Raw genomic sequence first — 24,067 nt, forward strand, 5'->3', positions numbered from 1 at the left:
TCTAAAAAACACCTTGCCAAATAGGAGCGTCAGACCAGAATCGCCCCCGTTCGTAGCTCCGAAGGAGCAGAACGGGGGCGATTCATTGGTCGAGGACGTTTTCAAAACCAAGCCCGGCCCCGGCCGGTGGGACCACAGGCGCTACAGGTTCTTGACACCCATCGCGCGCATGGCGTTCAGGATGGCGATGATCGCCACGCCTACGTCGCCAAAGACGGCAAGCCACATATTGGCGATACCCAGCGCTGCCAGCACAAGGATCAGCAGCTTAATGCCCAGCGCAAAGATTATGTTCTGCCAAACAATCGACATGGTCTTGCGCGCCACGCGGATCGCGCGGGAAATGTTGGACGGCTTGTCGTCCATCAGCACCACGTCGGCGGCCTCGATCGCGGCGTCGGAGCCCATGGCGCCCATGGCAATGCCCACGTCGGCGCGCGTAAGCACAGGCGCGTCGTTGATGCCGTCACCGACAAAGGCGAGCTTGCCCTTGCCACTTTCGGCCGCGAGCAACGCCTCAACGCGCTCGACCTTGTCGCCCGGCAGGAGCTGCGCGTGGAACTCGTCGAGACCGAGTTGCTTGGCCACAGACGCTGCAACCTCCTCGCGGTCGCCCGTGAGCATGACGGTTCGGTTGATACCGGCGGCATGCAGGTCGCGAATCGTTTGCTCGGCATCGGCCTTAACGGTGTCTGCAATCACGATGTGGCCGACATACACGCCGTTCACGAGCACGTGGAGGATTGTGCCGGCAACCTCACAGTCCGGTGCTTCAACGCCGGCAGCGGCGAGCATCTTGGCGTTGCCGACGACGACGTGCTTGCCGTCGATGGTTGCCGTCACGCCGTGGCCCGCGTCGTTGGCGGAGTCGCTCACGCGCTTGGGGTCGACCTCGCCCTGGTAGGCGTCGCGCACGGACTGCGCGATGGGGTGATCAGAGAACGATTCAGCAAGGGCTGCGACTTCGAGCAGCGACTGCTCGGTATAGCCAGCCTCGGGGTGCACCGCGACGACTGAGAACGTGCCGTTGGTGAGGGTGCCCGTTTTGTCGAAGACGACGGTGTCCACGTCGGCGAGCGTCTCGAGGTAGTTGGAGCCCTTGATGAGAACGCCCAGCTTGGACGCGCCGCCGATGCCGCCAAAGAAACTCAACGGTACGCTGATCACGAGGGCGCACGGGCAGCTGACGACCAGGAAGGTCAGGCCGCGCAGGATCCAATCGGACCAAGCGCCAGTCACCAGGCCGCCGCCAAGCGCGAGCACCGCGGCAGCGCCAGTGACGGCGGGCGTGTAGACGCGGGCGAAGCGCGTGATGAAGTTCTCGGTGCGCGCCTTCTTTTCGCTGGCATTCTCTACGAGTTCCAGGACGCGCGCGACGGTGGATTCGCCAAACGGCTTGGTGGTGCGCACGTGGATGAGGCCCGTCATGTTGATGCAGCCGCTGATGATATCGTCGCCGGACTTGGCGGGGCGGGGGACTGACTCGCCCGTGAGTGCGGCGGTGTCGAGCTGCGTCTCGCCCTCGACGATGATGCCGTCGATAGGCACGCGCTCGCCGGGCTTGACCACGATCACGGTGCCGACGGCGATGTCATCGGGGAAGACCTGCTCGAGCGTGCCGTCGGGCTGCTCGACGTTAGCATAGTCGGGCGCGATGTCCATCATGGCACTGATCGACTTGCGGCTCTTGCCCACGGCGTATGCCTGGAACAGCTCGCCGACCTGGTAGAACAGCATGACGGCAGCGCCTTCGGCCATGTGCGGGTCGGTATCGGGGAAGAGCACCATGGCAAACGCGCCGATGGTCGCGACGGCCATGAGGAAGCTCTCGTCGAAGGCCTTGCCGCGTCGGATGTTATTGAATGCCTTTTGCAGTACGTCGTAGCCGGCAATCAAAAACGGCACGAGGAACAGCGCGAAGCTGGCGTAGATGTTGCCGGGCTCCCCAAATGCGATAGTGAGGGCGCCGAGCTCGTCGAGGGCATAAACAACGGCAAAAACGCCCAGTGCTACCAGGATGCGGTTGCGCTTGTGCTCAAGGGACTCTTTCTTCTTGCGCTTCTTCTTTTTCTTTTTGGGATCGGCGGCTGCCATGATTCAAACCTCCCATTTGAGTGTATGAACACTTGCTCATATAATTTCGCGAGCAAAGGCCGCGGCAAGCGCGGCCTTGCAGGTCAACGTATGCGCGGGTTAGAGAATGATTTCGCAGTCCGGCTCGGCGTCGGCGGTGAACTCAACGACGCGATCCAGGACCTCGTCGAACTTGGCGTCGTCGGCCTCGAGCGTCAGCTTCTGGGTCATAAAGTTGACCGAAACGGACTTGACGCCCTCGAGCTTGGCAAGTTCGTCCTGAAGCTCGCGCGCGCAGTTGGCGCAATCGATCTCGTCGAGCTTGAACTGCTTTTTCATGGTGGGTTCCTTTCCCTGTGTTAGCGGTCTGGGTGCCGGCCGCGCTGATACCGTGGTTGATTGCTATTCGCAGATATGGCTCATGCCCTGGTTAAGCATGGTGTAGACGTGATCGTCGGCGAGCGAGTAGAGAATGTTGCGGCCGTCGCGGCGGAACTTGACCAGGTGCGACTGCTTAAGCGTGCGCAGCTGGTGCGATACTGCCGACTGCGAGGTTGCGGTCGCTTCGGCGATGTCAGCCACGCAGAGCTCGCGGCCCATGAGGGCATAGAGGATCTTGATGCGTGTGGTGTCGCTGAAGACCTTGAACAGGTCGGCCAGGTCGTACAACAGCTCCTCGTCGGGAAGGTCCTCGGGCGAGCAGCTGGTGGGGATCACGGGCTCGGTGGCCTCGATGTCGGGTTTCGTTTCATCAACGCGGATGCTCATTGCAATATCCTTTCATATGAACATGCGCTCATATAATTTACTTCCGATTATATGAGCGCATGTTCATATGTCAATGACGTTCAGGTAATTCGTCGCACAAAATGATGGGGAATAGTGGACGAGATTCCGGACTGAGCGGTTTTGATAGCCGATGCCGGGGTGGGTGCCCCCGCGCCGTGCAAAAATTGGAGTATTCTGCAACTATAGGGGGTCCGTTAATCTATTCCAGGCCAAATAAAGCCGCTCAAGAGTTATCCAAGGGCGGTAGACAGACAAGGTCTTCCTCAAATGTTGCCTAACGTTCCCGTTCGATAGCGTTTTTGTTTCTCATTTGGATTAACTTGTGGGTGCTGGAAGGCCGACCCTGCTGAATACTCGCAATTTTGCACATCGCTAGGGTACCCACCTTGTTAGCCGGTCTAGCTTCCGGCCCCGAAGATTCTGCCCTCGGGCGTGAGGCTGCTTATTTGGGCAAATGATGGGCTGTCGGATTCGACAGTCTGCATGTCATCGATTGCCGGAACTTCATTTATTGTCGGGTCATCCAGCGTGATGCCTTCGAGTGTTGCTTTTTCGAGGTCGATTCGTTGACGATCTTCGGAATCCTGGCGAAGCTGCTTCTGAATTCGCTTTTTCTCTTCTATAAACCTTCTGAGCACAAACTGTCTCAGGTCCTCTTGCATGATTTGAAAGTCTTTTGGCAGACGCGAGGGGCGTATGCCCTCTTTCCGTTGGATCACCTCCATGACCCTAACGAAAGCGCTGGCATGCATAAAGGAATAACGACTGACGGTGATGATTCCGTATCCCATGGACGCAAGCGCATTCTTGCGCTCCTCATCGATGGCGCGGTCTTCTTCCGCGTCATGATAAAACCCGTTGTATTCAATGTCTGTGCGAGATTTCTTTAGATACGCATCCATAAAGAACTTTTTGCGTCTCGTGAGATTCTTTGCGGCAGCGGTGACCTGCACCTCGCAATCGGTCTCAATTCCCTTAATACCAAGCCCTCCTTCGCTTTTAGGCAGCGTTAGCATCATGACAAAGGCCGTTTCCATAGGAGACCGGCATCCGTCGCGCACACATTGGATCGCCTTTCGGGCAAGGGCCAGACCGTCGCATCTGGTAATGGAATTAAAGAACTGTTTTAACCTTTCGGTCGAGGTGAGCACGAAACGCTCGTTATACGAGGTGGCAGAGCCGGTTCCAAGGGAGTAAGCGCCGCACAATTCAAAGTAGTACTCCACCAGTTCGCGAAAAGGGAGATAGGTGGCGGCCTGAAGTGCGCAAAGCTCAACGCCAACAATGAAGATGCCATCTTTGAGCTCTATAAAGCGTGAGCTCGAGAATCGTTTTGACGAAACGTGGCATTGACAGTTCATTGCATAGCGCGCATTCCTGCGATCAAACACCATTACTTCGAGGCAATCATTTGCGTCAAGGGAAACATCGTGTTTGGTGAGCCATTCTGCGGCTGCGTCAAGGAGCGTTCCGGTGGGACATGATCCGTAAATCGCGGCAGGGTTACAGGGCTCGGTGTCTTTCGCAGACGCCGAATGCGCGGCCTGGTAGACCGCTTTTGCAGTGGTATGTGACAATACGATACTCATGGTATATATCGTGTCAGCTAATGCCGTGTTGATGGCGCTGAGTGGGAAAGCCGTTTTAGGGGCCTAACCAAATGCTGTCCAAAAGCTTGACGCGATTATGGGCTGGCACGCCTAAAATCAATGTTCTCGCAGCTTAGCTATAGCATATAAAAACTCAATTGCTGCACATTTGATATCGATGCATCACCATCCGACAACGAATTACGTGTCGGGAATTGGCCGAAATCGTTCAAAATGAGGGTTCAGTATTTGTGATGGCAGATCTATCTGTGGAACGTAGGGCGGCCCCGCTGCGGTGTTTCCCGCTGCGAGGCCGCTCGTGAGCAAGTAGTGTTTGTCGCAGGCGTTGCTATTTCGCGAATAGGTTCTTGAGGTTGAACTCGGCCTGTACCGTGCGGAGCATGAGGTCGGTGTCGTCGAGGCCCAGGTGCTGCTCGTTGGCGTCGGGCGCGAGGGTGCCGCGACGGCGTGCCCAGTTCTCGAGCGCGGCGGGGGCGGACTCGCGGGGGAGCGAGCGGACGTCGGCATCCAGGCTGCGGCAGATCTGGCGCGAGTCGATGACGATGATCTTACCGGCGCGGCGTGCCTCGGCGTAGCCGTCCAGGTGGATCTTGAACCAGCTGTCCTCAAACGCGGCGTTGTGTGCCATGTACGGGTACTTCTTCATGAGCTTGAGCAGCTGCTTCTGCAGCTCCTTGTTCTCGCGGAACGGCTTCTTGCCGTCGATGTCGTCCCAGGTGATGTGGTGGATATTCGACAGCGGTACATCCTCGCCGCGGTAGATGTCGGGCAGGCCGCAGTAGTGTGCCTCGGCGTCGTGCGGGACGGCGTCGCTGGTGAGCTCCATGATCTCCCAGCCCACGTTGATGATATAGCCGCGTTCGGGTGCACGGCCGGTGGTCTCGATGTCGACACCGAGCACGGTGCCCTGGATGGGCTTGCGGGCGTAGGCCACGCCGAGCGCGTCGCGGTCACCGCGGATCTCGCGCATAACGGACGCGGCGGTGCGCTTTTGCATTTTGCCGATGGCGGCGCAGGTGTCGGCGTCGGACAGGCCGCGCGAGAGCGTCGCGGGCGTCACATTGCGCAGGCGTGCCTCGCCAATCTGGTCGCAAAGGTCGCGGTTGCGGTCGGCCAGGTCGCGCACGGTGGCAAAGTCGAAGCCGGGGTCGTCCTCGGCAGTAAAATACTCGGTCTCGAGCACCTTGAGGGCCTCTTCGCCCTTCTGGCGCTCGGACTCCATGGCGCCGTGATCGCCATAGATAAACATAGGGATAAACGGTTGGCGTTCGTATTCGAGTGCTTGCGAAACGTTCATAGGCTGCTCCTTGGACGGGCCGCGTCGCGCGGCTCGGGGTTACTGAGTTGTGGCGAGATGATAGTTTACCATGGGCAACTATTGGCACCGCGCCCGGGACAACTACAATACCCTAGTTGACCGCTAGGACTTTTACAATGCTGCCGAAAGACACGAAAGGTTCCATCCTTCATGGATTTGCTGATTGATATTTTGCTCGACGCCGGCAAGGACACGCTGTCGCTGGTGCCGTTTTTGTTGGTGACGTATCTGGCCCTCGAGACCTTGGAGCACGTCGCGGGCGACCGCGTTAACGGGGCCATCAAGCGCGCCGGCGCCACGGGTCCCGTGGTTGGCTCGCTGCTGGGCATGGTGCCGCAGTGCGGCTTTTCGGCAATGGCGGCCACACTGTACGCCGGTCGTGTCGTGACCTTGGGCACGTTGGTGGCGGTGTTCCTTTCGACCTCCGATGAGATGCTGCCGCTGTTGCTCGCCGAGCAGGTGCCCGTGCAGACCATGGCGATGCTTTTGGCTTCGAAGGCACTGATCGCGCTGGTCACGGGCTTTATCGTGGACGCCGCCATTCGCGGCCTGCGTCGTAACGCTCGCGCGCATGCGGCGATTCGCCGCACCGTGCTGGGAACCGCGGCCAACCCGGCCCACGTGAATTGCGCGCACGACGACCACACTGGCGGTGACATCATCGACGAGGTGGCCGAGGCGGGCGTGAGCGCCGACCACATCCACGAGCTGTGCGAGCGCGACCATTGCGGTTGTGATGAAGACGAGGACGAGCACGAACACGGACATGGCCACGATCACGGTCATGAGGGCGAATATGAACACCATGATGGTCACGGTCACTCCCATTCCCACGAAGGGACGCCTGTCCTGTCGATTATCCGCAGCGCCATCTCCCACACCGTGCAGGTATCGGTATTCATTTTCCTGGTGACGCTGATTCTGGTTGCCGTGCTCGAGACGTTCGGCGAGTCCGCAATCGAGCAGTTCCTGCGCGGCAACGAGACGCTTGCGGTCCTGGGCTCGGCACTCGTCGGCCTGATCCCCAACTGCTCGGCCAGCGTCGTCATCACGCAACTGTACCTGGAAGGCGCGCTGCAGCTGGCCCCGATGCTCGCCGGCACGCTCATTTCCGCCGGCGTGGGTTATCTGGTGCTGTTCCGCACCAACCGCAGCGCCCGCGAAAATGCCGTGTTCCTGATCATGATGTACGTCATCGGCGCTGGCTGGGGCCTCATCCTCTCCGCCGTTGGCCTTTAAGTAGATTATTGGGACATGTCTTACGATCTACCTCTGTGACCAGGGCATTCCCCGCCGCCAAAACAAATAGGTAGATTTCCGGACATGTCCCAAAAACCTACCTTGGTTAGTGCAGCAACTCGGTGAGGTTGCGTTTAAAGCGGGCGCGGTCTTCGCTGGTAAATGCCGCCGGTCCGCGAGTGCGTCCGCCGGCGCGGCGCACCTTCTTTTCCTCGTGGCGAATAAACAGCTGCATGTCGATGGTTGCTTTGTCGTAGACGCGCCCGCGCACACCGATAGCGGCGGCATTGCGCCCGAGCACCATGCTCGCCAAGCCAATGTCCTGCGTCACGACCACGTCGCCCGCCTGCAGGCGTTCGACAATGGCAAAGTCGGCGCTGTCGGCGCCCACGCTCACGTCGAGCGTCGTGACCCAAAAGCCGCGTCGCGCGTGCTCGGCATCGCGCGGGTCGTCGCGGCGAATGTGCCGTTCCAGGTTTTGCGTGCTGTTGCCGGCGATAACAACGGCGACGCCCGCCCGCCGCGCGCAGTCAATCGACTCGCGCGTGACCGGGCAGGCGTCTGCATCAATAAAGAGCGTTCGTGGCATCTAGCGCACCAGTTTGCCAAATTGAATAGCGCGAACAATCAGCGTTACGCCAAACACCAGCAGCGCGGCGCCGCTAAAGATGACGAGCATCTTGGCCGACCACAGCGGATAGATAAACACGAACATGCCGGCGATGATGGAAAGTGCGCCGCTCAGGATGGCGAGGGCGCGGTTGGACGAAAGCTCGGACTCCAGAATGGACATGACACCTTCGACAATCCAGCCAAAGCCGGCCACGATAACCACCATCGTGGTGAGCGTCGCGGTCGAGAAGGCCTGGTTGCGCAGGATTATGACGCCGCCCAAGATAATGAGTAGGTTGGAGATGATGCTCGTCACGCGCCAGCCGGTGGGCAGCAGCGGCTCAAAAATGGCAGTGAACAGTCTGATGGCAGCAGTGATTACAAAGTAAAAACCCAGGACGGTCGTCAAAAAGACGAGGGACTTGGCGGGTGCAAAAAGCAGCACGATACCAGCAATGAGTGCTAAGACGCCCGTGATGGCGTAGATCCAGCGTACGGCCTTGACGGCTTTGCCCGCCATGCTTTTCTCGTCAAATCCAAACTGGCTCGATTTTTGGTCATCGTTCTTAAAGATGCCCATAATGTCTCCTTTCCGTGCGGCGTAAGCCTTGATCGTTACAACCAGTATCGCTTAAAGGCGCTGGCGTATGGGTCGGGGAGGGCGAAACGTAACCCAAAGGTCCCGAATTGTTTCCGTTGTTCCCCACGTCGCGATTTTCTATTCAACAGGTGTAGAACATTGCAGCCCTGTTCGTTATTGCCTACGTTTTAGGTTAGATTTTCCTAAAGACAATTGGCTTGAATTGGGGGTCCCTATGAACGAAGCAGTTCCCGCAGCGCCGGTAAGCGCAGAATCGATGGCAAAGCAGGGCTGCGAAAAGCTCGGTCTGGAAGCGTTTGATGCGCTGGTCCGTCGTGCCCGTACGTGCCGTCGCTTTGACGAGTCCATGCGCGTGCCGCGCGAGTTTTTGCTCGAGCTGGCGGAACTGGCGCACCTGGCTCCCTGCGGTGCCAATGCTCAGCGTCTGCGTTTTCATGTGGTAAGCGGTGCAGAGGACTGCGCGCGTGTATTTGACGAGCTTGCATGGGCCGGTGCGCTCAAGGATTGGCCGGGTCCTGCCGAGGGCGAGCGTCCGACCGGCTACATCGCGATTCTTGCCGAGCGCGCTGTTCCGGGTAAGCCCGCCGCGCCCATCACCGAGGTCGACACGGGCATTGCCGCGCAGACGATGATGCTCGCCGCTCGCAGCGCCACGCCCGAGGTGGCAGCCTGCATGTTCAAGGCCTTTACGCCCCACGCGATCGATGCTATGGGGCTCGATAACGACAAGTATGAGCTCAAGCTGATCATGGCTTTTGGCGTGCCGGCCGAGACGCAGATGATCGATGCGATCGATTCCAACCCCGACGGCTCAATTAATTACTGGCGTGACGATGCGCAGGTGCACCACGTACCCAAGCGCCCGCTCGCCGACGTGCTGGTGTAGCTGAGCGTCACCGCGGCGTGATCAGACGGTAAACCACCACAAAGGTGCCTGTCCCCTTTGTGGTGGTACGAGGGGAGAGCGTGTGGCAGATCTGTATTTGGTGCGGCATGGGCAGACTGAGCTCAATGTGCAGAGCATTTTGCAGGGCTGGCACGATTCGCCGCTTACGGCGCGCGGGCGCGAGCAGGCGCTGACGGCGCGTACGGCGTTTGCGGCGCGTGGCGTGGCCTTTGATCATGTGTATTCCTCGCCGTTGGGCCGGGCGCGGCATACGGCCGAGCTTATCGTTGGCGAGGGCCGTTCCATTGAGCTGGTCGATGACCTGCGTGAGTGGCATTTTGGCTCGCTGGAGGGCACATCAAATCGCGAGATGCCGCCGCAGCCCTGGGGCGATTATCCGGTGGCCTTTGGCGGCGAGTCGGAAGTGCAGCTTCAGTCGCGCATGGTCGCGGCGCTGTCCCGTATTATGGCCCGGCCGCAGCACGACTGCGTGCTGGCGGTTTCCCACGGCTCAGCCTGCCAGGAGTTTCTTGAGTATGTGACTGGCGGGGGAGAGCTACCCGACAACGGTGCCGTGCTTCATTTTGGCTATTGCGACGGGGCGTTTTCGCTCTTGGGTTGGTAACGAACGAAAGGACCCCTATGAATAAAGATCTGTATCTGGTCCGTCATGGACAGACGATATTCAACCTTAAGCGTATCATTCAGGGGTGGAGTGACTCGCCGCTTACGCAGTTGGGTTGCGACCAGGCGGCGCGCGCCGGCATGTTTTTACGTGCGCGCGGCATTGAGCCCGATCATGCCTACACCTCCACGCTTCATCGCACCGAGCAGACTATCGCCAACTTGTGGCCGGGCTTGGCGTACGAGCGCCTGGACGGCCTGCGTGAGTGGTTCTTTGGCGACTTTGAGGCCGAGCGCGTGATGCTTATGCCCGAGCGCCCGTGGCGCGATTTCTATCGTCAATTTGGCGGCGAGGGCCAGATCCAGGTGCGCGAGCGCATGGTGGCGACGCTGACCGAACTCATGCAGCGTCCGGACCATACGTGTGTGCTCGCGGTAAGCCATGGCTCGGCTATCAAGGAGTTTATGGATCACGTGAAGGGTGCGGCGGCCGACGAGCGCGATCGCGTGCCGGGCAACTGCTCGGTGCTGCACTTTGCGTTTGACGACGAATCCGACACGTTTGAGTTGGTCGAAGTCTTTACGCAGGAGGATTACGCGCGCGAGCTGGGGCTTGAACCGCTTGTAGCGGCAGTAGGCCCGCAGCGCGGGTAGCGCTGGCGTTGCGGCGCGGTTTGCCGGCGAAATTGTTTGATGCGAAAGGGGCGGGGATGCATGCACGGGCATTGCATCCCCGCCCCTTGTTTGTTTGGATGCTGGGTTTTCCAGCTTCGCGTTTGAGTCCGCTAGAACCGTGAGATCTGGTGAGTGAGCAGACCCGTCGGAACCTGCGGCGCGCCGCCGCTGACCTGCGCGGCGGGGAAGAGCGCAGCTACGGCAAAGTTGAACGGCTCTTTGCCGGTGTACGTTCCGGCGGCACGGGCCTCATCGGCCAGAATCTGCGATGCCCCAGCCAGTGCGGCGGCATAGGCGGAGTCACCGGCGAACACGGGGTCGGGTGCCTGATCGAGCATGGCACGGATGGCAGCAACGGCGTCCTCGCGCTTGACCTCCCACACACGGTGCGTAATGCCGGCGGGGTCGGTGACGGCATAGAGCGACGCGCCTTCTTTGGCGGCGCCGAGGATGATATCCATGACGGGCGAGGCTTCGTAGGCGAGCGTTACAGGGCGAGGCTGCACCTTAAGCTCGGCGATTGCGCGGGCGGCTGCGGCCGCATCTGCGGAGGACGCGTTGTCGTCCGTCAGTACACCAACCGGGCAAATTGCCACAACGCCCGTCACGCGTCCCAGCTCTCCCGAACACTCGTACACGTAATACGCCGCGCCTGGATCCTTGAGCATTAGGCCGTCAGCAATGGCGCCGCGCAGGGCGTCGTTGCCGCTCAGGATACCGCCCATCGCAGGCAGCGCCTCGAGCACGCGGTCCTGAGCTGGGCGGATGCAGGGAAACGGAAGTGCTTTCATGGGCGGTCCTAACGCGCGAGTCGGTTTGTTCGCGGCTTATTATGCCCCAACTTGGCCGCTTGCGTCCCAGAGCGTGTGATCGGCAAGCGCGATGAGCACGTTTTGGCAGCGAACGATATCGGCATGGGGCACATACTCGTTGGGCTTGTGCGCGAGCGCCAACGAGCCGGGGCCGTAGCTCATACAATTGCGGTTGCCTGTCTTGCCGGCAATGACGGCAGTGTCGGTGTAGCCGGTAAAGAAGCCGACGGTCGTGTCTGTGCCCGTCACGTCATCGGCGGCACGCTTGAGTGCAGCCAGAAGGGGAGAGCTTGGATCGCGCTCGATGGCGGGGCGGTCGCCTGTCACGGTATAGCTTCCATGGCAGCCGGGGACCGCGGCTTCGGCGCCGGCGATGGCCTGCTCTACCATGCGCGTCGCGGCGGCCGTATCAGTCGGCGGGGCCAGGCGCATATCGACCCAGACCTTGGCATGGTCGGGCACGACATAGGGGCGGTAGCCGCCCTCGATCTGTCCAAACGTGATGGTCGATGGCCCCAGCTCATCGTGTACGGGCAGCGCCATGAACGCGCGGCGCAACGCGCAGACGACCTCTGCCATGGCGGCGACGGCGTCGGCGCCCTTCCAAGGCTGGCTCGCGTGCGCCGTGACGCCTGCCATCTCAATCTCGAACCATGTGCGCCCCTTGTGCGCCACCTGGATCTGTCCGTCGGTGGGCTCGGTGTCCAGCACCCATTCGCGCGAACCGACCCAGCCGGCATCAATGGCCGCCTCGGAGCCACGCATAAAGTCTTCCTCGTCGACCGAGCAGATGAGCGAAAAGCCACGTCGGGGCAGCTCACCGCTTGCCGTCATGCGCTCGAGCGTATGGAACAGTGCGGAAATGGCGCAGGCCAGGCCACCCTTCATATCGCAGGCACCGCGGCCATAGAGTTTATCGTCACGCACGATTGCTCCGAGCGGCGGAATGCCTGTATCCCAGCCGTCGCCCAAGGTGACGGTATCCATGTGGCAGATATAGACCAGCCGCGGCTCGTCGCTCACGCCCGGTATGGTAATCATAAGGTTGCGGCGTCCGGGGAGCACCTCGAGTTCCTCAACCTGCACGGCATGGAGCACCGGATGACTCAACCGCTCCAGCTGAGCCTCAACCAGCGCTTTGATATACCGCTCAATTTCATCCTCATACGCGCCCGGGTCTGAGCTGTCGATCCGCACGAGCTCCTGCGCAAGCCGCCAGGCAAAGTCCTCATCAACCATATGCAACCTCACAATCAGTCTGCTTTCCAAACCGATTGTAAGCCTCTTGAGAGATCCGCGGCGTGCGCGCAGCGGTATTTACCGTTCGCAGGCCGAGCCAGCGCGTTTGCCGTCCAGGCGGGTTTACAAACGACGCGGTGGGTACGTACCCTTCATGGACGACATGCTGTGCGACATATCTGCCTTTCGGTATCACCGGATACCCCCACAGGTCTTGGCAATAATGCCGGACCTGCCCGATTCTGCGGACGATCCGCGCAGGGAGCACCTATGTGAGCATCCGCTCGTCAAGCATTTCCTGGGCACCCCGTTACACGTGTTGGCGCGGGGCGTCTGCGGGCGCAAGGGCGATCGCATTGTCAGGCATGTTTGGAACGGGGAGAGGCCGTTTGATTCCGTGCGGCAGACGGAGTTTGGCCTCGATGTCGCGTCCCCGCTCTTTACCCTGCTGACCCTGGCTTCCTCGGTCTCAAACGAGCGTCTAATCATGTGCATGTATGAGATGTGCGGCACCTTTGCCGTGTGCAAGATTGCGCCTCAGGTAAAGTCGGCACTTGAGCAGGCATATGGGAGCCGATGGAGTGACGCACGGTCGGGCTGGGAAAACGTAAAGGATGTCTCGGGGAATCCAACGGACTTGTGGAAACGACCTCCCTTGATCGAGCTCTCTGAGCTTACAGAGTTCGTCGATAAGGTCCGGGGGCTCCGCGGCGCTAAATCGTTCATACGAGCCGCGAAATGCATTACGGGGGTGGCAGCATCGCCGCTCGAGGTCCAGGCTTCGATGCTGTTTGGCCTTACGAGGTTGCGCGGCGGCGAAGGGCTGCGCCTTACCAATAACGTTGAGATTCGTATGACGCGCAGCGCCCGCCTGATTTCGGGGCTTGATAGGCGCTATGCCGATATCCTGCTGGCAAATAAGGACGGCAGCAGAGAGTGTCTGGTTGAATGCCAAGGTAAAGCCATTCACGGATCCATAGAATCCAAGATTTCGGACTCCGATCGAACGACGGCGCTGCAAGCGATGGGATATCCCGTCATTCTGATGACCTATGGTCAGCTGGCCGACTCCGATGCCTTCCGCGTGGTGATGGAGCTCATCATGGCCTATCTCGATGTGCCGCTGAAAGACAAGACGCCGCGACAGCAGGAGCTCGAACGGCGGCTTCGTGAGGAGATTTTTATCGATTGGGCAGGAATGTAGCCGCGCGGGTGGAAAACGGTCGCGCGGACTAGAGTTTTGGTCGCAAAAAAGGCTTCGATTTTGCCTTGGAGGGGCCTTAAAAATGCTATCTAGAATAAGTTGTTTCGGAAAATCGACAGTCAACTTACATTCGGCACATAGAGATCGATTTTTACCTACTAAAGTCCCTGATAAAGCTGTTTATCAAAGCGGGTGTGCTTAGCGACTGGAGCCTCACTATCGATTATCTGAAAAAACTTGTTCTGGGTATCATTTTAAAGTCGTCCGGAGCAACAAAATCGCCCCCCCGTTTCGTGAAAACGGGGGGGCGAATGGGCTTCGTGGTCTGTCTGGCAGGCTTGGCACCGGCGCTATTTAATCACGCGCACGCGATACATCGACGGAATCTGCTTGAGCGCCTCGATCGTGCTGCCGTTCAGGTGCTCATCGGTGTCGAACATGGTGTAGGCGTTCTCGCCAGCGGACTCGTTGGTCATGCGCTGCACATTGGCGTTGTCCTTGGCGAGAATGGCCGTGATCTGGCCGATCATGTTGGGCACGTTGGCATGCAGGCAGGCAATACGGCTTGCGGCGCGCGCCTTGCCCATGCTGCAGGCGGGGTAGTTGACGCTGTGCGCGATGTTGCCGTTTTCCAGGTAATCCTTGAGCTCGCTGATGGCCATGTCGGCGCAGTTGGCCTCGGCCTCGCCGGTGCCGGCGCCCGAATGCGTGGTGATAAACGTATTGGGCATCTTGACGGTCTTGGGCGTGGCAAAGTCGCAGCTAAACCAGCTGAGCTTGCCCTCGCGCAGGGCGGCGTCGACGGCGTCCTCGTCAATGATGGTCTCGCGCGCGTAGTTGATGAGCACGGCGTCGGGCGCTAGCAGGTTAATCTGCTCGGTGCTGATCATACCGATGGTGTCGGCCTTGCTGGGCACGTGCACGGTGAGGTAGTCGCAGCCGCGGCACAGATCCTCGAGCGTGCCCACGCGCTGCACCTCGCGGCTCAGCACCCACGCGTGCTCGACGGAAATGAACGGGTCGTAGCCGTAGACGTCCATGCCCAGATCGACACAGGCGTTGGCGACCTTGGAGCCCACGTTGCCCAGGCCGATGACGCCAATGCGCTTGCCCTTGAGCTCGCGACCCACAAAGGCCTTCTTGGCCTTCTCGGCGTCGACTTGGATATCGGGGTCGTCGGCGTTGTCGCGCACCCAGTTCATCGACTGCACGACGCCGCGGCTCGAAAGCACCAGCATGCCCAGGACGAGCTCCTTGACGGCGTTGCTGTTGGCACCGGGGGAGTTAAAGACGACGACGCCCTTCTTGGCGTACTCCTCGACGGGGATGTTGTTGACGCCGGCGCCGCAGCGGGCGATGGCGCGGATGCCCTCGGGCAGCTCGTAGCCGTGCAGGTCGGTGGAGCGCATCAGGATAGCGTCGGCCTCCTCGGCGGTGCCCACAAACTCGTAGCCCTCGCCAAACTCGACTTTGCCGTCTTTAGTGATGTCGTCGATGGTCTTAATCTTACGCATGGAAAAACTCCTTAGCAGGTTTTGATCTAAGCAGGGTGGTTTGAAGTGGCTGGTCGGCCCGCGGGTTGCGGGCTAGTTAGATCGCGGACTCAAACTATGCTGCGCTTCGAAGTCCTTCACGTACGTGGCCAGTGCCTGCACGTCTTCCATGGTGACGGCGTTGTACACGCTGGCGCGCATGCCGCCGACGAGGCGATGACCCTTGACGTTTTGGATCTGGTGCTCTGCCGCGCCCGCAACGAAGGCCGCGTCGAGTTCGGCATCGCCGGTACGGAAGGTGACGTTGGCGATGGAGCGGCTATCGGCCTGCGCGGTGCCATGGAACAGCTCGCTGAGCTCGAGTAGATCATAGAGCAGGTTGGCCTTGGCCCAGTTGCGCTCGGCCATGGCGGCAAGTCCGCCGGTCTCCTCGACCCAGTGGAACACCTTGCCGCACACGTAGATGCCAAAGGTGTTGGGCGTGTTGAGCATGGAGCCCTTGGCGGCTTGGGTCTTAAGGTCCATGTACTGCGGCGTCTGCGCATAGGCCGGGCCTTCGACGATAAGGTCGTCGCGCACGATGACCACGGTCACGCCCGCGGCGCCGGCGTTTTTCTGCGCGCCGGCGTAGATGAGCCCGTAGCGCTCAACGTCGAGCGGCTGCGACAGAAAGCAGCTCGAGACATCGGCGACCAGCGGCACGTCGCCGCAATTGGGCAGCTCGTGGTACATGGTGCCAAAGATGGTGTTGTTCTGGCAGATGTAGACGTAGTCGAGCCCGTCGCCCGCAGCCTCGGCGGCAATACGCGCGTTGATGTCGGCCATGTCGGGGATGCGGTCGAAGTTGGTGTCTTCGGAGCTCGCGAGCAGCACGGCCTCGCCGTACTTGGCGGCCTCCTTGTACGCCTTGTTGGCAAAGTTGCCGGTCACGACGTAGCCGGCGCGGCCGCGGCGCATGAGGTTCATGGGGATGCCCGCAAACTGCAGCGTGGCGCCGCCCTGCAAAAACAGGACGCGGTAGTTGTCGGGGATGCTCAGCAGACGGCGCAGGGTTGCCTCGGCGTCGTTGATAATCTGCTGGTACATGCTAGATCGATGGCTCATCTCGAGCACGGACATGCCGCAACCGCGGTAGTCCATCATCTCGTCGGCGATCTCGGCGAGCACGCTTGTAGGCAGCGCGGCCGGGCCAGCTGAGAAGTTGTGCACACGTGCCATCTTCTAGTTCCCCTCGTAGTCGTTTGAACGTTCGGGATACTTTAGCACAGTGGAGCGTCAGGCGCGACCGAATCACAGCAAAACCCGAGTGCGCCGCTATGATTTACAGGATGGTTATATGGGGGAGGGGTGCTTTACTCCTCGGGCAAATCCAAATCTGCGAGCGAAGGCATGAGGTTCTCTAGGCGCTTGATTTCTTCGTCGCAAATTAGCTACCCCCCTGGCCGCTACGACGCGAGCGTGGCGATGACGGCTTCGTCGCCGGCGTATATTAGGGTGTTGCCATCGGGAATGATCGTTTGGCCGTCGCGCTTGAGCATCACTACAATAAACGGATGCTTGCCTTGCGGCACATCGCGCAGGCGCTGACCGGCCAGGCGACCGTGGGGAGTCACGGTGACCTCGCGCAGGGTAACCTCGGCACGCTCTTCGAACGTTGGGGCGGCCATCACCAGCAGATCGCCTTCCTGGATCACGGTGTCGCCATTGGGCAGTACCGGATGCGCCCCGTCGCGCAGCACCAGGACCACGAGCATGTCCGTCGCGCTGCCAATGTCCGCGAGCGAGCGTCCGGCAAACGGATGGCCAGCGCCCACCTTGAGCTTTACAAACGACATGCCGTCCTCGTCGCGGTAGTCGTTAAAGGTGCGGCGCACGTCGCCGGTCGCATCGATCATATCGAGCTTCTTCGCCACCGCCGGCAGCAGCGAGCCCTGCACCACGATGCTCGACGCGGCAATCACAAACACCAGGTCAAATAGGTCGTGTCCGCCGGGAACGCCGGCCACCACGGCAAAGAGACTAAAGACGACCGAAGCTGCTCCGCGCAGGCCCGCCCAGCTTACGAGCGCGACCTGGCTGGGATTCGTCTTAAAGGGCGCTAGGAGCACGCCGACGGCGATGGGGCGGCTCACGAAGAGCATGAACGCCATGAGCGCCAGGCCCGGCAGCAGCATCTGCGGCAGGCGTGCGGGCGTTACGAGCAGGCCGAGCAAGAAGAAGATGGTCATCTCTGCCATCTCGGTGAGGGTGTCGAAGAAGTGCGCCATCTCGACCTTACCGGTGATGTCGCTTGCGCCCAGCACAATGCCTGCAAGGTATACGGCCAAAAAGCCGTTGCCGCCCAGGTAGCTCGGCAGCGCGTAGGCGACGATGGCCACGGCGAACAAGAAGATGGTCTGCGCGCCTTCGGCCGTTGCGTGTGCGCGCTCAATCAGACGGCTGGATGTCCAGCCGATGGCAAGGCCCAACCCCACGCCCAGGATGATCTGCTTGGTCAGCAGCACGGGAATGTCGATATTGCCGCCCGCCGCGAGGGTCGCGAGCACGGCGGTGAGCATGTAGGCGACGGGGTCGTTGGAGCCCGATTCGACCTCGAGCAGCGAGTCGGTGCCGCCCCTCAGCGAAAGGCTGTGCTCGCGCAGAACGCTAAAGACGCTGGCCGCGTCGGTGGACGCCACGACCGATCCCAGCAGCAGGCCGCCGATCCAGTCGAAGCCCAGCACAAAGTGGGCGAACACGCCGGTGATGCCTGCGGTGATGACGACGCCGAGCGTGCTCAGCAGCACCGCCGGCGCGGCGACGGGCTTGGCGCGGTCTATGTTGGTGTTAAAGCCGCCGTAGAACATGATGAACAATAGCGCCGTGCTGCAGACGGTTTCGGTGAGTGCGTAGTCGCTAAAGTCGATATGCGCCGGGCCGTTGACGCCCAACAGCATGCCGAGCGCGATAAAGATAAGCAGGGTGGGGAAGGGGAGCTTTTTGCCGACGGGTTTGATGGTCAGGCACAAAATGATGACGAGGCCGATAAAAAGAAGAATCTGGTTCATGGATGGTGTCCGCTCCTGGGTGGTTGGCGTGGCACGGTTAGTTGTCTGCGGTTATTTGTACCCAAAGATGGTGGGTTTATGGGGTTGGATTGCGGGCGTGCGCGATATCGTCATAGACGGCTGCCGTCTTTGCCTCTGCTCGGAAACCCTTTCCAGCTTTATTGCAACGGAGTACAATGGGTAACGTTTAAGTTCAACTTGAAGTTTTAGTTGCGGCGCCGGGCTTTGGCCGCAATGCAAGGAGAGGCGTACCATGGCGATCTATGTGACATCTGATGCTCACGGGCACGTGCGTGCGCTTGACGAGGCCCTGTCTAAGATTTCGCTGGCGTCCGACGACACGCTGTACGTGCTGGGCGACATGATCGATCGCGGGCCCGATCCGGTCGGCGTTATTAAGCTCGTGCGCTCGCTGCCCAACGCCCGCGTGCTCAAGGGCAATCACGAGCAGATCATGCTCGATGCCATCATTGGCCAGGATCCGCTCGATGCCGAGACCTGGGATATCAACGGTGGCTGGACGACGCGCGAGCAGCTCAACGACATGGAATTTGACGCATACGAGGAGCTCGTGCGATGGATGGCCGCGCTGCCGCTCTACGCGGTGGCCGAGACCGAGGAGCGCCCGTATCTGCTGGTACATGCTGGAATCGAGATGAAGGCGGCGCGCGCGTTTTTGCTTGAGCATGGCGTCGATTGTGCCGATGGCGTTGGAGCGGTGGGTGCCGATCGCGAGCTGCTGCAGCAGATGCTCGCGGTGCAGTCGGCCGATGACCTGCTGTGGATTCGTCACGGCTATTGGGATGCGCCGACCGGGCTGCTTTCTGCCGAGGGCAAGGGTCCGGTCGTGGTGAGCGGTCACACGCCAACGGTGTCGCTCGGGCGTTATTGCGAGGTCGGTGGTCTTGCGGGGCTCGATGAGGAGTCGGGCCGCGGGCAGATCGTGCGCCTGGGCGGCGAGGATGCCGCCGGTGTGCCCGATCGCATCGACATCGACTGCGCTGCCGCCACCGGCTCCGAGTTCGGTCGCGTGGGCATCCTGCGGCTCGATGATGGGGCGGAGTTCTACGCGAATATTCGCCCCGGGGAATAACTTTGTTCCGCCGTTCTACCGAACGGCGGCCACGTTGATGCTGCGCAGCCCCGAAGCACCCCATCTTGTCGCTCAAACCGTCGTTCGCGTACGGAAGTACGCGTCGCTCCTCTTTCGCGCCAACCTGGGGCACTTTGAGACTGCTCGCTGTCGGTGCCAAAACATCGACGTTTCTTTTCTTCAAATTGATTCGAATTAGGCGCCGTACGGGTTGCGGTCGCGTTCTATGCGCTGGCGAATGTGGGCGTATTCGACAATCAACAGCACCAGGAGTAGGGCCATGATGGCTAGGTAGCTCACCACAGCGCCCATCAGACCCAGTAGCTTAATCAGGATCACCGGCAGCACCACGCTTACGGCGAAGCAGATCAGGTAGATCTTGGTGACGTCTCCAGCGTGGCGCAGCACCGTGATAATGGCGTAGATAAAATCGATGGCCGCGGTTACGCCGCCGGCGACGACCATCAGCAGCGCCGGCGTACGGTAGCGTTCAAAGCTGAGGCCGTACATAAAGCTCATGAGGGGAATACCGGGACCTGCCATAAATGCGGCGCACACGCCGGTGATGACCACGATCAGCGCCATAACGGCAACAATAATCAGGTCAAAGCGACGACGCTTGCGAGGATTAGCCCAAATGCTCGACAAGCGCAGGAGCTGCGGTTTATAGATAAATCCAATGCTCAGCAAAATAGCCTGCGCCGGAAAGAACAGGGCATTAAAGTACAGCTGATATTTGTAGGCCAGCGTGCCTTCCATCACAAACTTGGGCATGCTCTCGATGAGGTTGAACAGGAACAGTGCGCCAAAGAGCGGAGCGCACTGGACAAACAGGTGACCGACCTCGCGTAGGCTCACGCGGCGCGATTTCTCGGTCTCGAGCAGGGCGAGCGGCGCGGTGACCAGCACGAGCGAGGCGATGGCGGTGACACCCATGGCCATGGCCGTGATGGGCATGCTGCGCGTGAGGAACAGCGCCGCGCTAAACACCACGATGACGCCGACGGAGCGTAGCGTTTGGCTCATGCCAGCCAGGTAGAGTTTATCGGCCTGCTGCAGGCGGCCCTCGTATACGTCCGCCACGCCGTCGATCACCTTATACAGGTAGACGCCCAGGCCGATCGTCGCCATCTGCGCGTCGTAGCCGCGGACGCTGCTGTACATGAGGCCGCATGCCAGCGCGAGCGCTCCGCAGATCCAGCGGTTGAGCTGGTAAGAGGCAAAGGACGTCTTTTCGTCGATGTCCGAGACCTGAAAGTTGCGCACGCCGTAGTTGCACGCGATCATGATGAGCGTGCCGGTGACAAAGGCGATGGAGAACTTGCCAGCCTCCTCGGCGCCCGCGAGCTGTGTGGACACGATGGTGAGCAGCGGAAACGCCATGCCCCACACGGCGGTGCCCAGGGTATTCCAAAGGTAGTCGCGACGGGTGGCGTGATCTTCGTACTCGGCTTCTTGCGTGGAGAAGCCGCCGCCGTAGACGGCTCCGAGCAGGCGGTTCCACCAGGCATTGACCATGCGGTGGATGGGGCCGGGCTGGCGATCGCGCTCGCGGCGACGGCGTGTGGCCTGGCTGCTGTCGGGACCGCCGGCGTTACGCTGGCTTAGCTCTTGGATTCGTGCGAGCTCCTCGGCGGTGTGCGATGCGGGGAACAGGCCGTTCTCGATGCGTCCGCCCTGGGCCCTTGCGGTGCCGCTGCCCGCTACGGCGGGGTCGGCGACGCCATTGCGGCGGGCGATGGCGCGGCGAATGCTATCGATGGGCGTGATGCTCAAAGCGGAGTCCTTTCTATTGCTGCGCTCTAGTATAGACGCGACGGTGTTCGTTCGTGTTTTTGAACAGGTTGTTCGATAATTTCGGCGGCGCCATTCAGTAGACGGCATTTGGGGACGTTCCTTATGTGCCGGCACTTTGGGAACGTCCCTAAGTGCCGGCATCCGGGGTCGCTCCTTGGTTGTTGCCTGTTCAAGAGTGTCCCTAACGACTAGGCCGCTTGCGTGCGATTTTTGACCGTTGGGCGGGCGCTTCGCCGTTGCCGCAAAAACGTTTTTGCATATCGGGTACAACGGGCTTTACGTGAGTAAAGTGCGCGCCTCGTCCACGTGTCGCGCTTTTAAAGGAGGCCCCATGCCAGGTGTTACCCCTGCAGAAGTTCTGTCCAACTTTGGCATTACGCTGGTCGAAGATCCTGCCGAGAACCAGCCCCGCCTGCTGGTCGACCTGCCGGCAGCCGAGCTCGTCGAGCACGCCATCCGTCGCAACGAAGGTCGTATGGCCTCCAACGGCGCGCTGGTGATCGAGACGGGGGAGCGCACTGGCCGCTCGCCCAACGACCGCTTTATCGTTGACACCCCCGATGTTCACGACAAGATTGCCTGGGGTGCCGTCAACCGCCCGCTGTCTGTCGAGAGCTACGAGGCCATCAAGGCCGGCATCGTCGACTATCTCAACGAGCGCGACGTGTTCGTCACTCGCGGTATGGCCGGTGCCGACCGCAACCATACGCGTCGTCTGCTTGTCGCCTGCGAGCGTGCCAGCCAGGCGCTCTTTATTAAGCAGATGCTCGCCCGCCCGCTTGCCCGTGAAATCGCACGCACCGGCGAGCCGGACTTCTGCGTGCTCGCCGCGCCGGGCTACCAGTGCGATCCCGCCATCAAGGGCCTCAACTCCAGCGCCGCCGTGGTCATTAACTTCCAGGAGCGCGTGATTCTGGTCGCCGGCACCGGCTACTCCGGCGAGATCAAAAAGTCCATTTTCAGCGTCATGAATTACCTGCTGCCCGTCGAGGACGACGTGCTGCCCATGCATTGCTCGGCCAGTATGGACCCCGTCACGCATGAGACCGCCGTGTTCTTTGGCCTCTCCGGCACCGGCAAGACCACGCTTTCGGCCAACCCCACGCGCCTGCTGATCGGCGACGACGAACACGGTTGGTCCGACATGGGCATCTTCAACATCGAGGGTGGCTGCTACGCCAAATGCGAGGGCCTGGACGCGTTCCACGAGCCTGAGATCTTCAACGCCGTCCGCTTTGGCGCGATCTGCGAAAACGTGGTGCTCGACGAGAACCGCAAGCCCAACTACGACGACATCTCGATCACGCACAACACGCGCGTGGCATACCCTGTGGAGCACATTCCCAACGCGTGGACCAAGGGCATGGGCACCACTCCAAGCGTCGTGCTCTTCCTGACCTGCGATGCCTTTGGCGTGCTGCCGCCCATCTCGCGCCTGACGGCCGACTCCGCCATGTATCACTTTGTGACGGGCTTTACGGCCAAGATCCCCGGCACCGAGGTCGGCGTCACCGAGCCCACGCCCACGTTCTCTTCGCTGTTTGGCGAGCCGTTTATGCCGCTCGACCCCATGGTCTATGCCAAGATGCTCGGTGAGCGCATCGCCGACGGCCGCACGCGTGTGTACCTGGTCAACACCGGCTGGATCGGCGGCGGCTACGGCGTGGGTCATCGCATCGAGCTTGCCTACACGCGCGCCCTGGTGGCCCGCGCCCTCGACGGTACCATCGAGGACAGCGAGTTCGTGCACGACGACATCTTTAACGTCGACATTCCCACCACGTGCCACGGCGTACCCGACGGCATCCTGGTGCCGCGCCAGTATTGGCAGAGCACCGCTCGCTACGACGAGGCCGCGCACAACTTGGCCGTGATGTTCGAGGAGAACTTCGAGAAGAAGTACTCGCACCTGCCCGAATCCGTCAAGGCCGCCGGTCCGCATGCTCAGGTGCACGCCGACGCCCGTCATCGCGGCCACGGCCTGCTGGGACTTCGCCACTAGCGTCGCCTCAGACCCAAAACCACCATAAAGGGGGCAGGCACCTTTGTGGTGGTTTTACTCGCGCGGATGACTCGGGTTACAATACGCCTGACATATCGCTCCCTTCTCCGGATGGGGGCAGCGTAAGCGCTCTTGTGGCGGCACCGTAGGACTTTGAAGGTGGCCGTCGTAAGGGCACTTTTTGTTTAGGCACCCGGGCTCGGGCGCATGCTATGAAGGGAGAGCACATGAAGAGCTTTATTGCCGAGGATTCGTTTTGGGAGCTGTTTCCGCAGGCGGCTGTCGGTGTTGTGGTCGTAAAGGGCATGAAGCCCGCGGCTCAGATTCCTCAAGAGGACGTGGACGCGATTGCGGCGTTGCTCGACCGCGCCAATATCGACGCGGAGCGTCATCTGACCAGCGATACTATCAGCGAGAACGCACCGGTCAAGGCATGGCGCGAGGCTTATCGGCTGTTCAAGACCAAAAAGGGCGCGCGTTGCTCAATTGAGAGCCTGCTCAAGCGCGTGCTCAAGGGCAAACCGGTGGGCCACATTACGCCCGCGGTGGACATCTACAACACGGTGTCGCTGACCTACGCGCTGCCCGTTGGCGGCGAGGACCTGCATGCGATTGAGGGGGATCTTCGCTTGAAGGTGACTGACGGCGGCGATGCGTTCCTGCCACTTGGCGAGGAAACGGATGACCCGACGCTGCCCGGCGAGCTCGCCTACATCGATGATGCGGGCGCCGTATGCCGCTGCTGGAACTGGCGCGATGGCGTTCGCACGGCGCTGTCCGACGATTCGGCCGATGCATTCCTGGCGATTGAGTGCGTGGAGCCCGAGCGGATGGGGGATTGCCAGGCTGCCGTTGATCGTCTCGCCGAGTTGCTCGAGCGCTATCTGGGAGCGACGGTTGTCGTTAAGACGCTTGTGACCCGCGACAATCCCTGCGTGGAACTGTAGCGACGC

Annotated in this window: 21 protein-coding genes; 8 read left to right on the plus strand and 13 right to left on the minus strand. The window is 60.7% G+C overall.

Annotated features, from left to right (window positions below):
* Positions 1-141: 141 nt before the first annotated feature.
* From DW195_RS08275 to DW195_RS08295, 5 genes are all read right to left on the minus strand, one after another.
* Positions 142-2,094 (minus strand): heavy metal translocating P-type ATPase, encoded by a 1,953-nt coding sequence (locus DW195_RS08275; protein WP_199576347.1) that lies wholly within the window; start codon positions 2,092-2,094, stop codon positions 142-144.
* 99 nt (positions 2,095-2,193) lie between these two features.
* Positions 2,194-2,412 (minus strand): cation transporter, encoded by a 219-nt coding sequence (locus DW195_RS08280; protein WP_089572082.1) that lies wholly within the window; start codon positions 2,410-2,412, stop codon positions 2,194-2,196.
* Positions 2,413-2,475: 63 nt separating this feature from the next.
* Positions 2,476-2,841 (minus strand): helix-turn-helix transcriptional regulator, encoded by a 366-nt coding sequence (locus tag DW195_RS08285; protein WP_117634970.1) that lies wholly within the window; start codon positions 2,839-2,841, stop codon positions 2,476-2,478.
* Between the two features lie 419 nt (positions 2,842-3,260).
* Entirely contained in the window at positions 3,261-4,451 is a 1,191-nt protein-coding gene (locus tag DW195_RS08290) for a hypothetical protein (RefSeq protein ID WP_118206433.1), read from the minus strand.
* 349 nt (positions 4,452-4,800) lie between these two features.
* On the minus strand, positions 4,801-5,769 hold the full coding sequence (locus DW195_RS08295; protein ID WP_118206434.1) for a 3'-5' exonuclease: 969 nt from the start codon (positions 5,767-5,769) through the stop codon (positions 4,801-4,803).
* A gap of 171 nt (positions 5,770-5,940) precedes the next feature.
* On the opposite strand from DW195_RS08295, the gene DW195_RS08300 reads away from it, so the two are divergent.
* Complete coding sequence (locus DW195_RS08300; RefSeq protein WP_118206435.1) at positions 5,941-7,029, plus strand: putative manganese transporter; 1,089 nt, start codon at positions 5,941-5,943, stop codon at positions 7,027-7,029.
* Positions 7,030-7,135: 106 nt separating this feature from the next.
* Here the strand turns inward: DW195_RS08300 and DW195_RS08305 are convergent, their stop codons facing one another.
* A complete protein-coding gene (locus DW195_RS08305) occupies positions 7,136-7,618 on the minus strand; it encodes a DUF188 domain-containing protein (RefSeq protein ID WP_118206436.1) in 483 nt (160 codons plus the stop codon).
* Entirely contained in the window at positions 7,619-8,221 is a 603-nt protein-coding gene (locus tag DW195_RS08310; protein ID WP_118206437.1) for an HdeD family acid-resistance protein, read from the minus strand. It lies immediately after the preceding gene.
* A gap of 235 nt (positions 8,222-8,456) precedes the next feature.
* On the opposite strand from DW195_RS08310, the gene DW195_RS08315 reads away from it, so the two are divergent.
* From DW195_RS08315 to DW195_RS08325, 3 genes are all read left to right on the plus strand, one after another.
* Positions 8,457-9,128 (plus strand): nitroreductase family protein, encoded by a 672-nt coding sequence (locus tag DW195_RS08315; protein ID WP_158567926.1) that lies wholly within the window; start codon positions 8,457-8,459, stop codon positions 9,126-9,128.
* Between the two features lie 82 nt (positions 9,129-9,210).
* On the plus strand, positions 9,211-9,753 hold the full coding sequence (locus DW195_RS08320) for a histidine phosphatase family protein (RefSeq protein WP_055252053.1): 543 nt from the start codon (positions 9,211-9,213) through the stop codon (positions 9,751-9,753).
* A gap of 17 nt (positions 9,754-9,770) precedes the next feature.
* On the plus strand, positions 9,771-10,406 hold the full coding sequence (locus DW195_RS08325) for a histidine phosphatase family protein (protein WP_117862058.1): 636 nt from the start codon (positions 9,771-9,773) through the stop codon (positions 10,404-10,406).
* 131 nt (positions 10,407-10,537) lie between these two features.
* Here DW195_RS08325 and DW195_RS08330 read toward each other — a convergent pair whose 3' ends face one another.
* Entirely contained in the window at positions 10,538-11,218 is a 681-nt protein-coding gene (locus DW195_RS08330; protein WP_117758349.1) for a DUF1015 family protein, read from the minus strand.
* A 39-nt stretch (positions 11,219-11,257) separates the two neighbouring features.
* Complete coding sequence (locus DW195_RS08335) at positions 11,258-12,478, minus strand: M20 family metallopeptidase (protein ID WP_118206439.1); 1,221 nt, start codon at positions 12,476-12,478, stop codon at positions 11,258-11,260.
* Positions 12,479-12,701: 223 nt separating this feature from the next.
* Here DW195_RS08335 and DW195_RS08340 point away from each other — a divergent pair, with 223 nt between their 5' ends.
* Positions 12,702-13,682 carry a hypothetical protein gene (locus tag DW195_RS08340; RefSeq protein ID WP_147356504.1) on the plus strand — a complete coding sequence of 327 codons (981 nt, stop codon included), beginning with the start codon at positions 12,702-12,704 and terminating at the stop codon, positions 13,680-13,682.
* A 350-nt stretch (positions 13,683-14,032) separates the two neighbouring features.
* Here the strand turns inward: DW195_RS08340 and DW195_RS08345 are convergent, their stop codons facing one another.
* The 3 genes from DW195_RS08345 to DW195_RS08355 form a co-directional block, all read right to left on the minus strand.
* Positions 14,033-15,196, minus strand: a complete 1,164-nt coding sequence (locus tag DW195_RS08345; RefSeq protein WP_118206441.1) for a phosphoglycerate dehydrogenase — start codon at positions 15,194-15,196, stop codon at positions 14,033-14,035.
* A 72-nt stretch (positions 15,197-15,268) separates the two neighbouring features.
* Positions 15,269-16,393 carry a 3-phosphoserine/phosphohydroxythreonine transaminase gene (gene serC, locus DW195_RS08350; RefSeq protein WP_118206442.1) on the minus strand — a complete coding sequence of 375 codons (1,125 nt, stop codon included), beginning with the start codon at positions 16,391-16,393 and terminating at the stop codon, positions 15,269-15,271.
* 227 nt (positions 16,394-16,620) lie between these two features.
* Positions 16,621-18,222, minus strand: coding sequence for a potassium/proton antiporter (locus DW195_RS08355; protein WP_118206443.1), 1,602 nt, complete (start codon positions 18,220-18,222; stop codon positions 16,621-16,623).
* A gap of 253 nt (positions 18,223-18,475) precedes the next feature.
* Here DW195_RS08355 and DW195_RS08360 point away from each other — a divergent pair, with 253 nt between their 5' ends.
* Complete coding sequence (locus DW195_RS08360; protein WP_117629084.1) at positions 18,476-19,315, plus strand: metallophosphoesterase; 840 nt, start codon at positions 18,476-18,478, stop codon at positions 19,313-19,315.
* A 195-nt stretch (positions 19,316-19,510) separates the two neighbouring features.
* On the opposite strand, the gene DW195_RS08365 is transcribed toward DW195_RS08360, so the two are convergent.
* On the minus strand, positions 19,511-21,091 hold the full coding sequence (locus DW195_RS08365; protein ID WP_233540849.1) for a lipopolysaccharide biosynthesis protein: 1,581 nt from the start codon (positions 21,089-21,091) through the stop codon (positions 19,511-19,513).
* A 352-nt stretch (positions 21,092-21,443) separates the two neighbouring features.
* On the opposite strand from DW195_RS08365, the gene pckA reads away from it, so the two are divergent.
* Positions 21,444-23,114, plus strand: a complete 1,671-nt coding sequence (gene pckA / locus DW195_RS08370; protein ID WP_199576348.1) for a phosphoenolpyruvate carboxykinase (ATP) — start codon at positions 21,444-21,446, stop codon at positions 23,112-23,114.
* 227 nt (positions 23,115-23,341) lie between these two features.
* Entirely contained in the window at positions 23,342-24,061 is a 720-nt protein-coding gene (locus DW195_RS08375; RefSeq protein ID WP_117583756.1) for a B3/4 domain-containing protein, read from the plus strand.
* Positions 24,062-24,067: the final 6 nt, after the last annotated feature.

Source organism: Collinsella sp. AM17-1 (assembly GCF_003470665.1).
GTDB lineage: Bacteria > Actinomycetota > Coriobacteriia > Coriobacteriales > Coriobacteriaceae > Collinsella.

Bases quoted from the DNA above. Each gene is read 5' to 3' on its own strand.
- DW195_RS08275 (WP_199576347.1), bottom strand. From the start codon at position 2,094: ATGGCAGCCGCCGATCCCAAAAAGAAAAAGAAGAAGCGCAAGAAGAAA.
- DW195_RS08280 (WP_089572082.1), bottom strand. From the start codon at position 2,412: ATGAAAAAGCAGTTCAAGCTCGACGAGATCGATTGCGCCAACTGCGCG.
- DW195_RS08285 (WP_117634970.1), bottom strand. From the start codon at position 2,841: ATGAGCATCCGCGTTGATGAAACGAAACCCGACATCGAGGCCACCGAG.
- DW195_RS08290 (WP_118206433.1), bottom strand. From the start codon at position 4,451: ATGAGTATCGTATTGTCACATACCACTGCAAAAGCGGTCTACCAGGCC.
- DW195_RS08295 (WP_118206434.1), bottom strand. From the start codon at position 5,769: ATGAACGTTTCGCAAGCACTCGAATACGAACGCCAACCGTTTATCCCT.
- DW195_RS08300 (WP_118206435.1), top strand. From the start codon at position 5,941: ATGGATTTGCTGATTGATATTTTGCTCGACGCCGGCAAGGACACGCTG.
- DW195_RS08305 (WP_118206436.1), bottom strand. From the start codon at position 7,618: ATGCCACGAACGCTCTTTATTGATGCAGACGCCTGCCCGGTCACGCGC.
- DW195_RS08310 (WP_118206437.1), bottom strand. From the start codon at position 8,221: ATGGGCATCTTTAAGAACGATGACCAAAAATCGAGCCAGTTTGGATTT.
- DW195_RS08315 (WP_158567926.1), top strand. From the start codon at position 8,457: ATGAACGAAGCAGTTCCCGCAGCGCCGGTAAGCGCAGAATCGATGGCA.
- DW195_RS08325 (WP_117862058.1), top strand. From the start codon at position 9,771: ATGAATAAAGATCTGTATCTGGTCCGTCATGGACAGACGATATTCAAC.
- DW195_RS08330 (WP_117758349.1), bottom strand. From the start codon at position 11,218: ATGAAAGCACTTCCGTTTCCCTGCATCCGCCCAGCTCAGGACCGCGTG.
- DW195_RS08335 (WP_118206439.1), bottom strand. From the start codon at position 12,478: ATGGTTGATGAGGACTTTGCCTGGCGGCTTGCGCAGGAGCTCGTGCGG.
- DW195_RS08340 (WP_147356504.1), top strand. From the start codon at position 12,702: ATGCCGGACCTGCCCGATTCTGCGGACGATCCGCGCAGGGAGCACCTA.
- DW195_RS08345 (WP_118206441.1), bottom strand. From the start codon at position 15,196: ATGCGTAAGATTAAGACCATCGACGACATCACTAAAGACGGCAAAGTC.
- serC (WP_118206442.1), bottom strand. From the start codon at position 16,393: ATGGCACGTGTGCACAACTTCTCAGCTGGCCCGGCCGCGCTGCCTACA.
- DW195_RS08355 (WP_118206443.1), bottom strand. From the start codon at position 18,222: ATGAACCAGATTCTTCTTTTTATCGGCCTCGTCATCATTTTGTGCCTG.
- DW195_RS08360 (WP_117629084.1), top strand. From the start codon at position 18,476: ATGGCGATCTATGTGACATCTGATGCTCACGGGCACGTGCGTGCGCTT.
- pckA (WP_199576348.1), top strand. From the start codon at position 21,444: ATGCCAGGTGTTACCCCTGCAGAAGTTCTGTCCAACTTTGGCATTACG.
- DW195_RS08375 (WP_117583756.1), top strand. From the start codon at position 23,342: ATGAAGAGCTTTATTGCCGAGGATTCGTTTTGGGAGCTGTTTCCGCAG.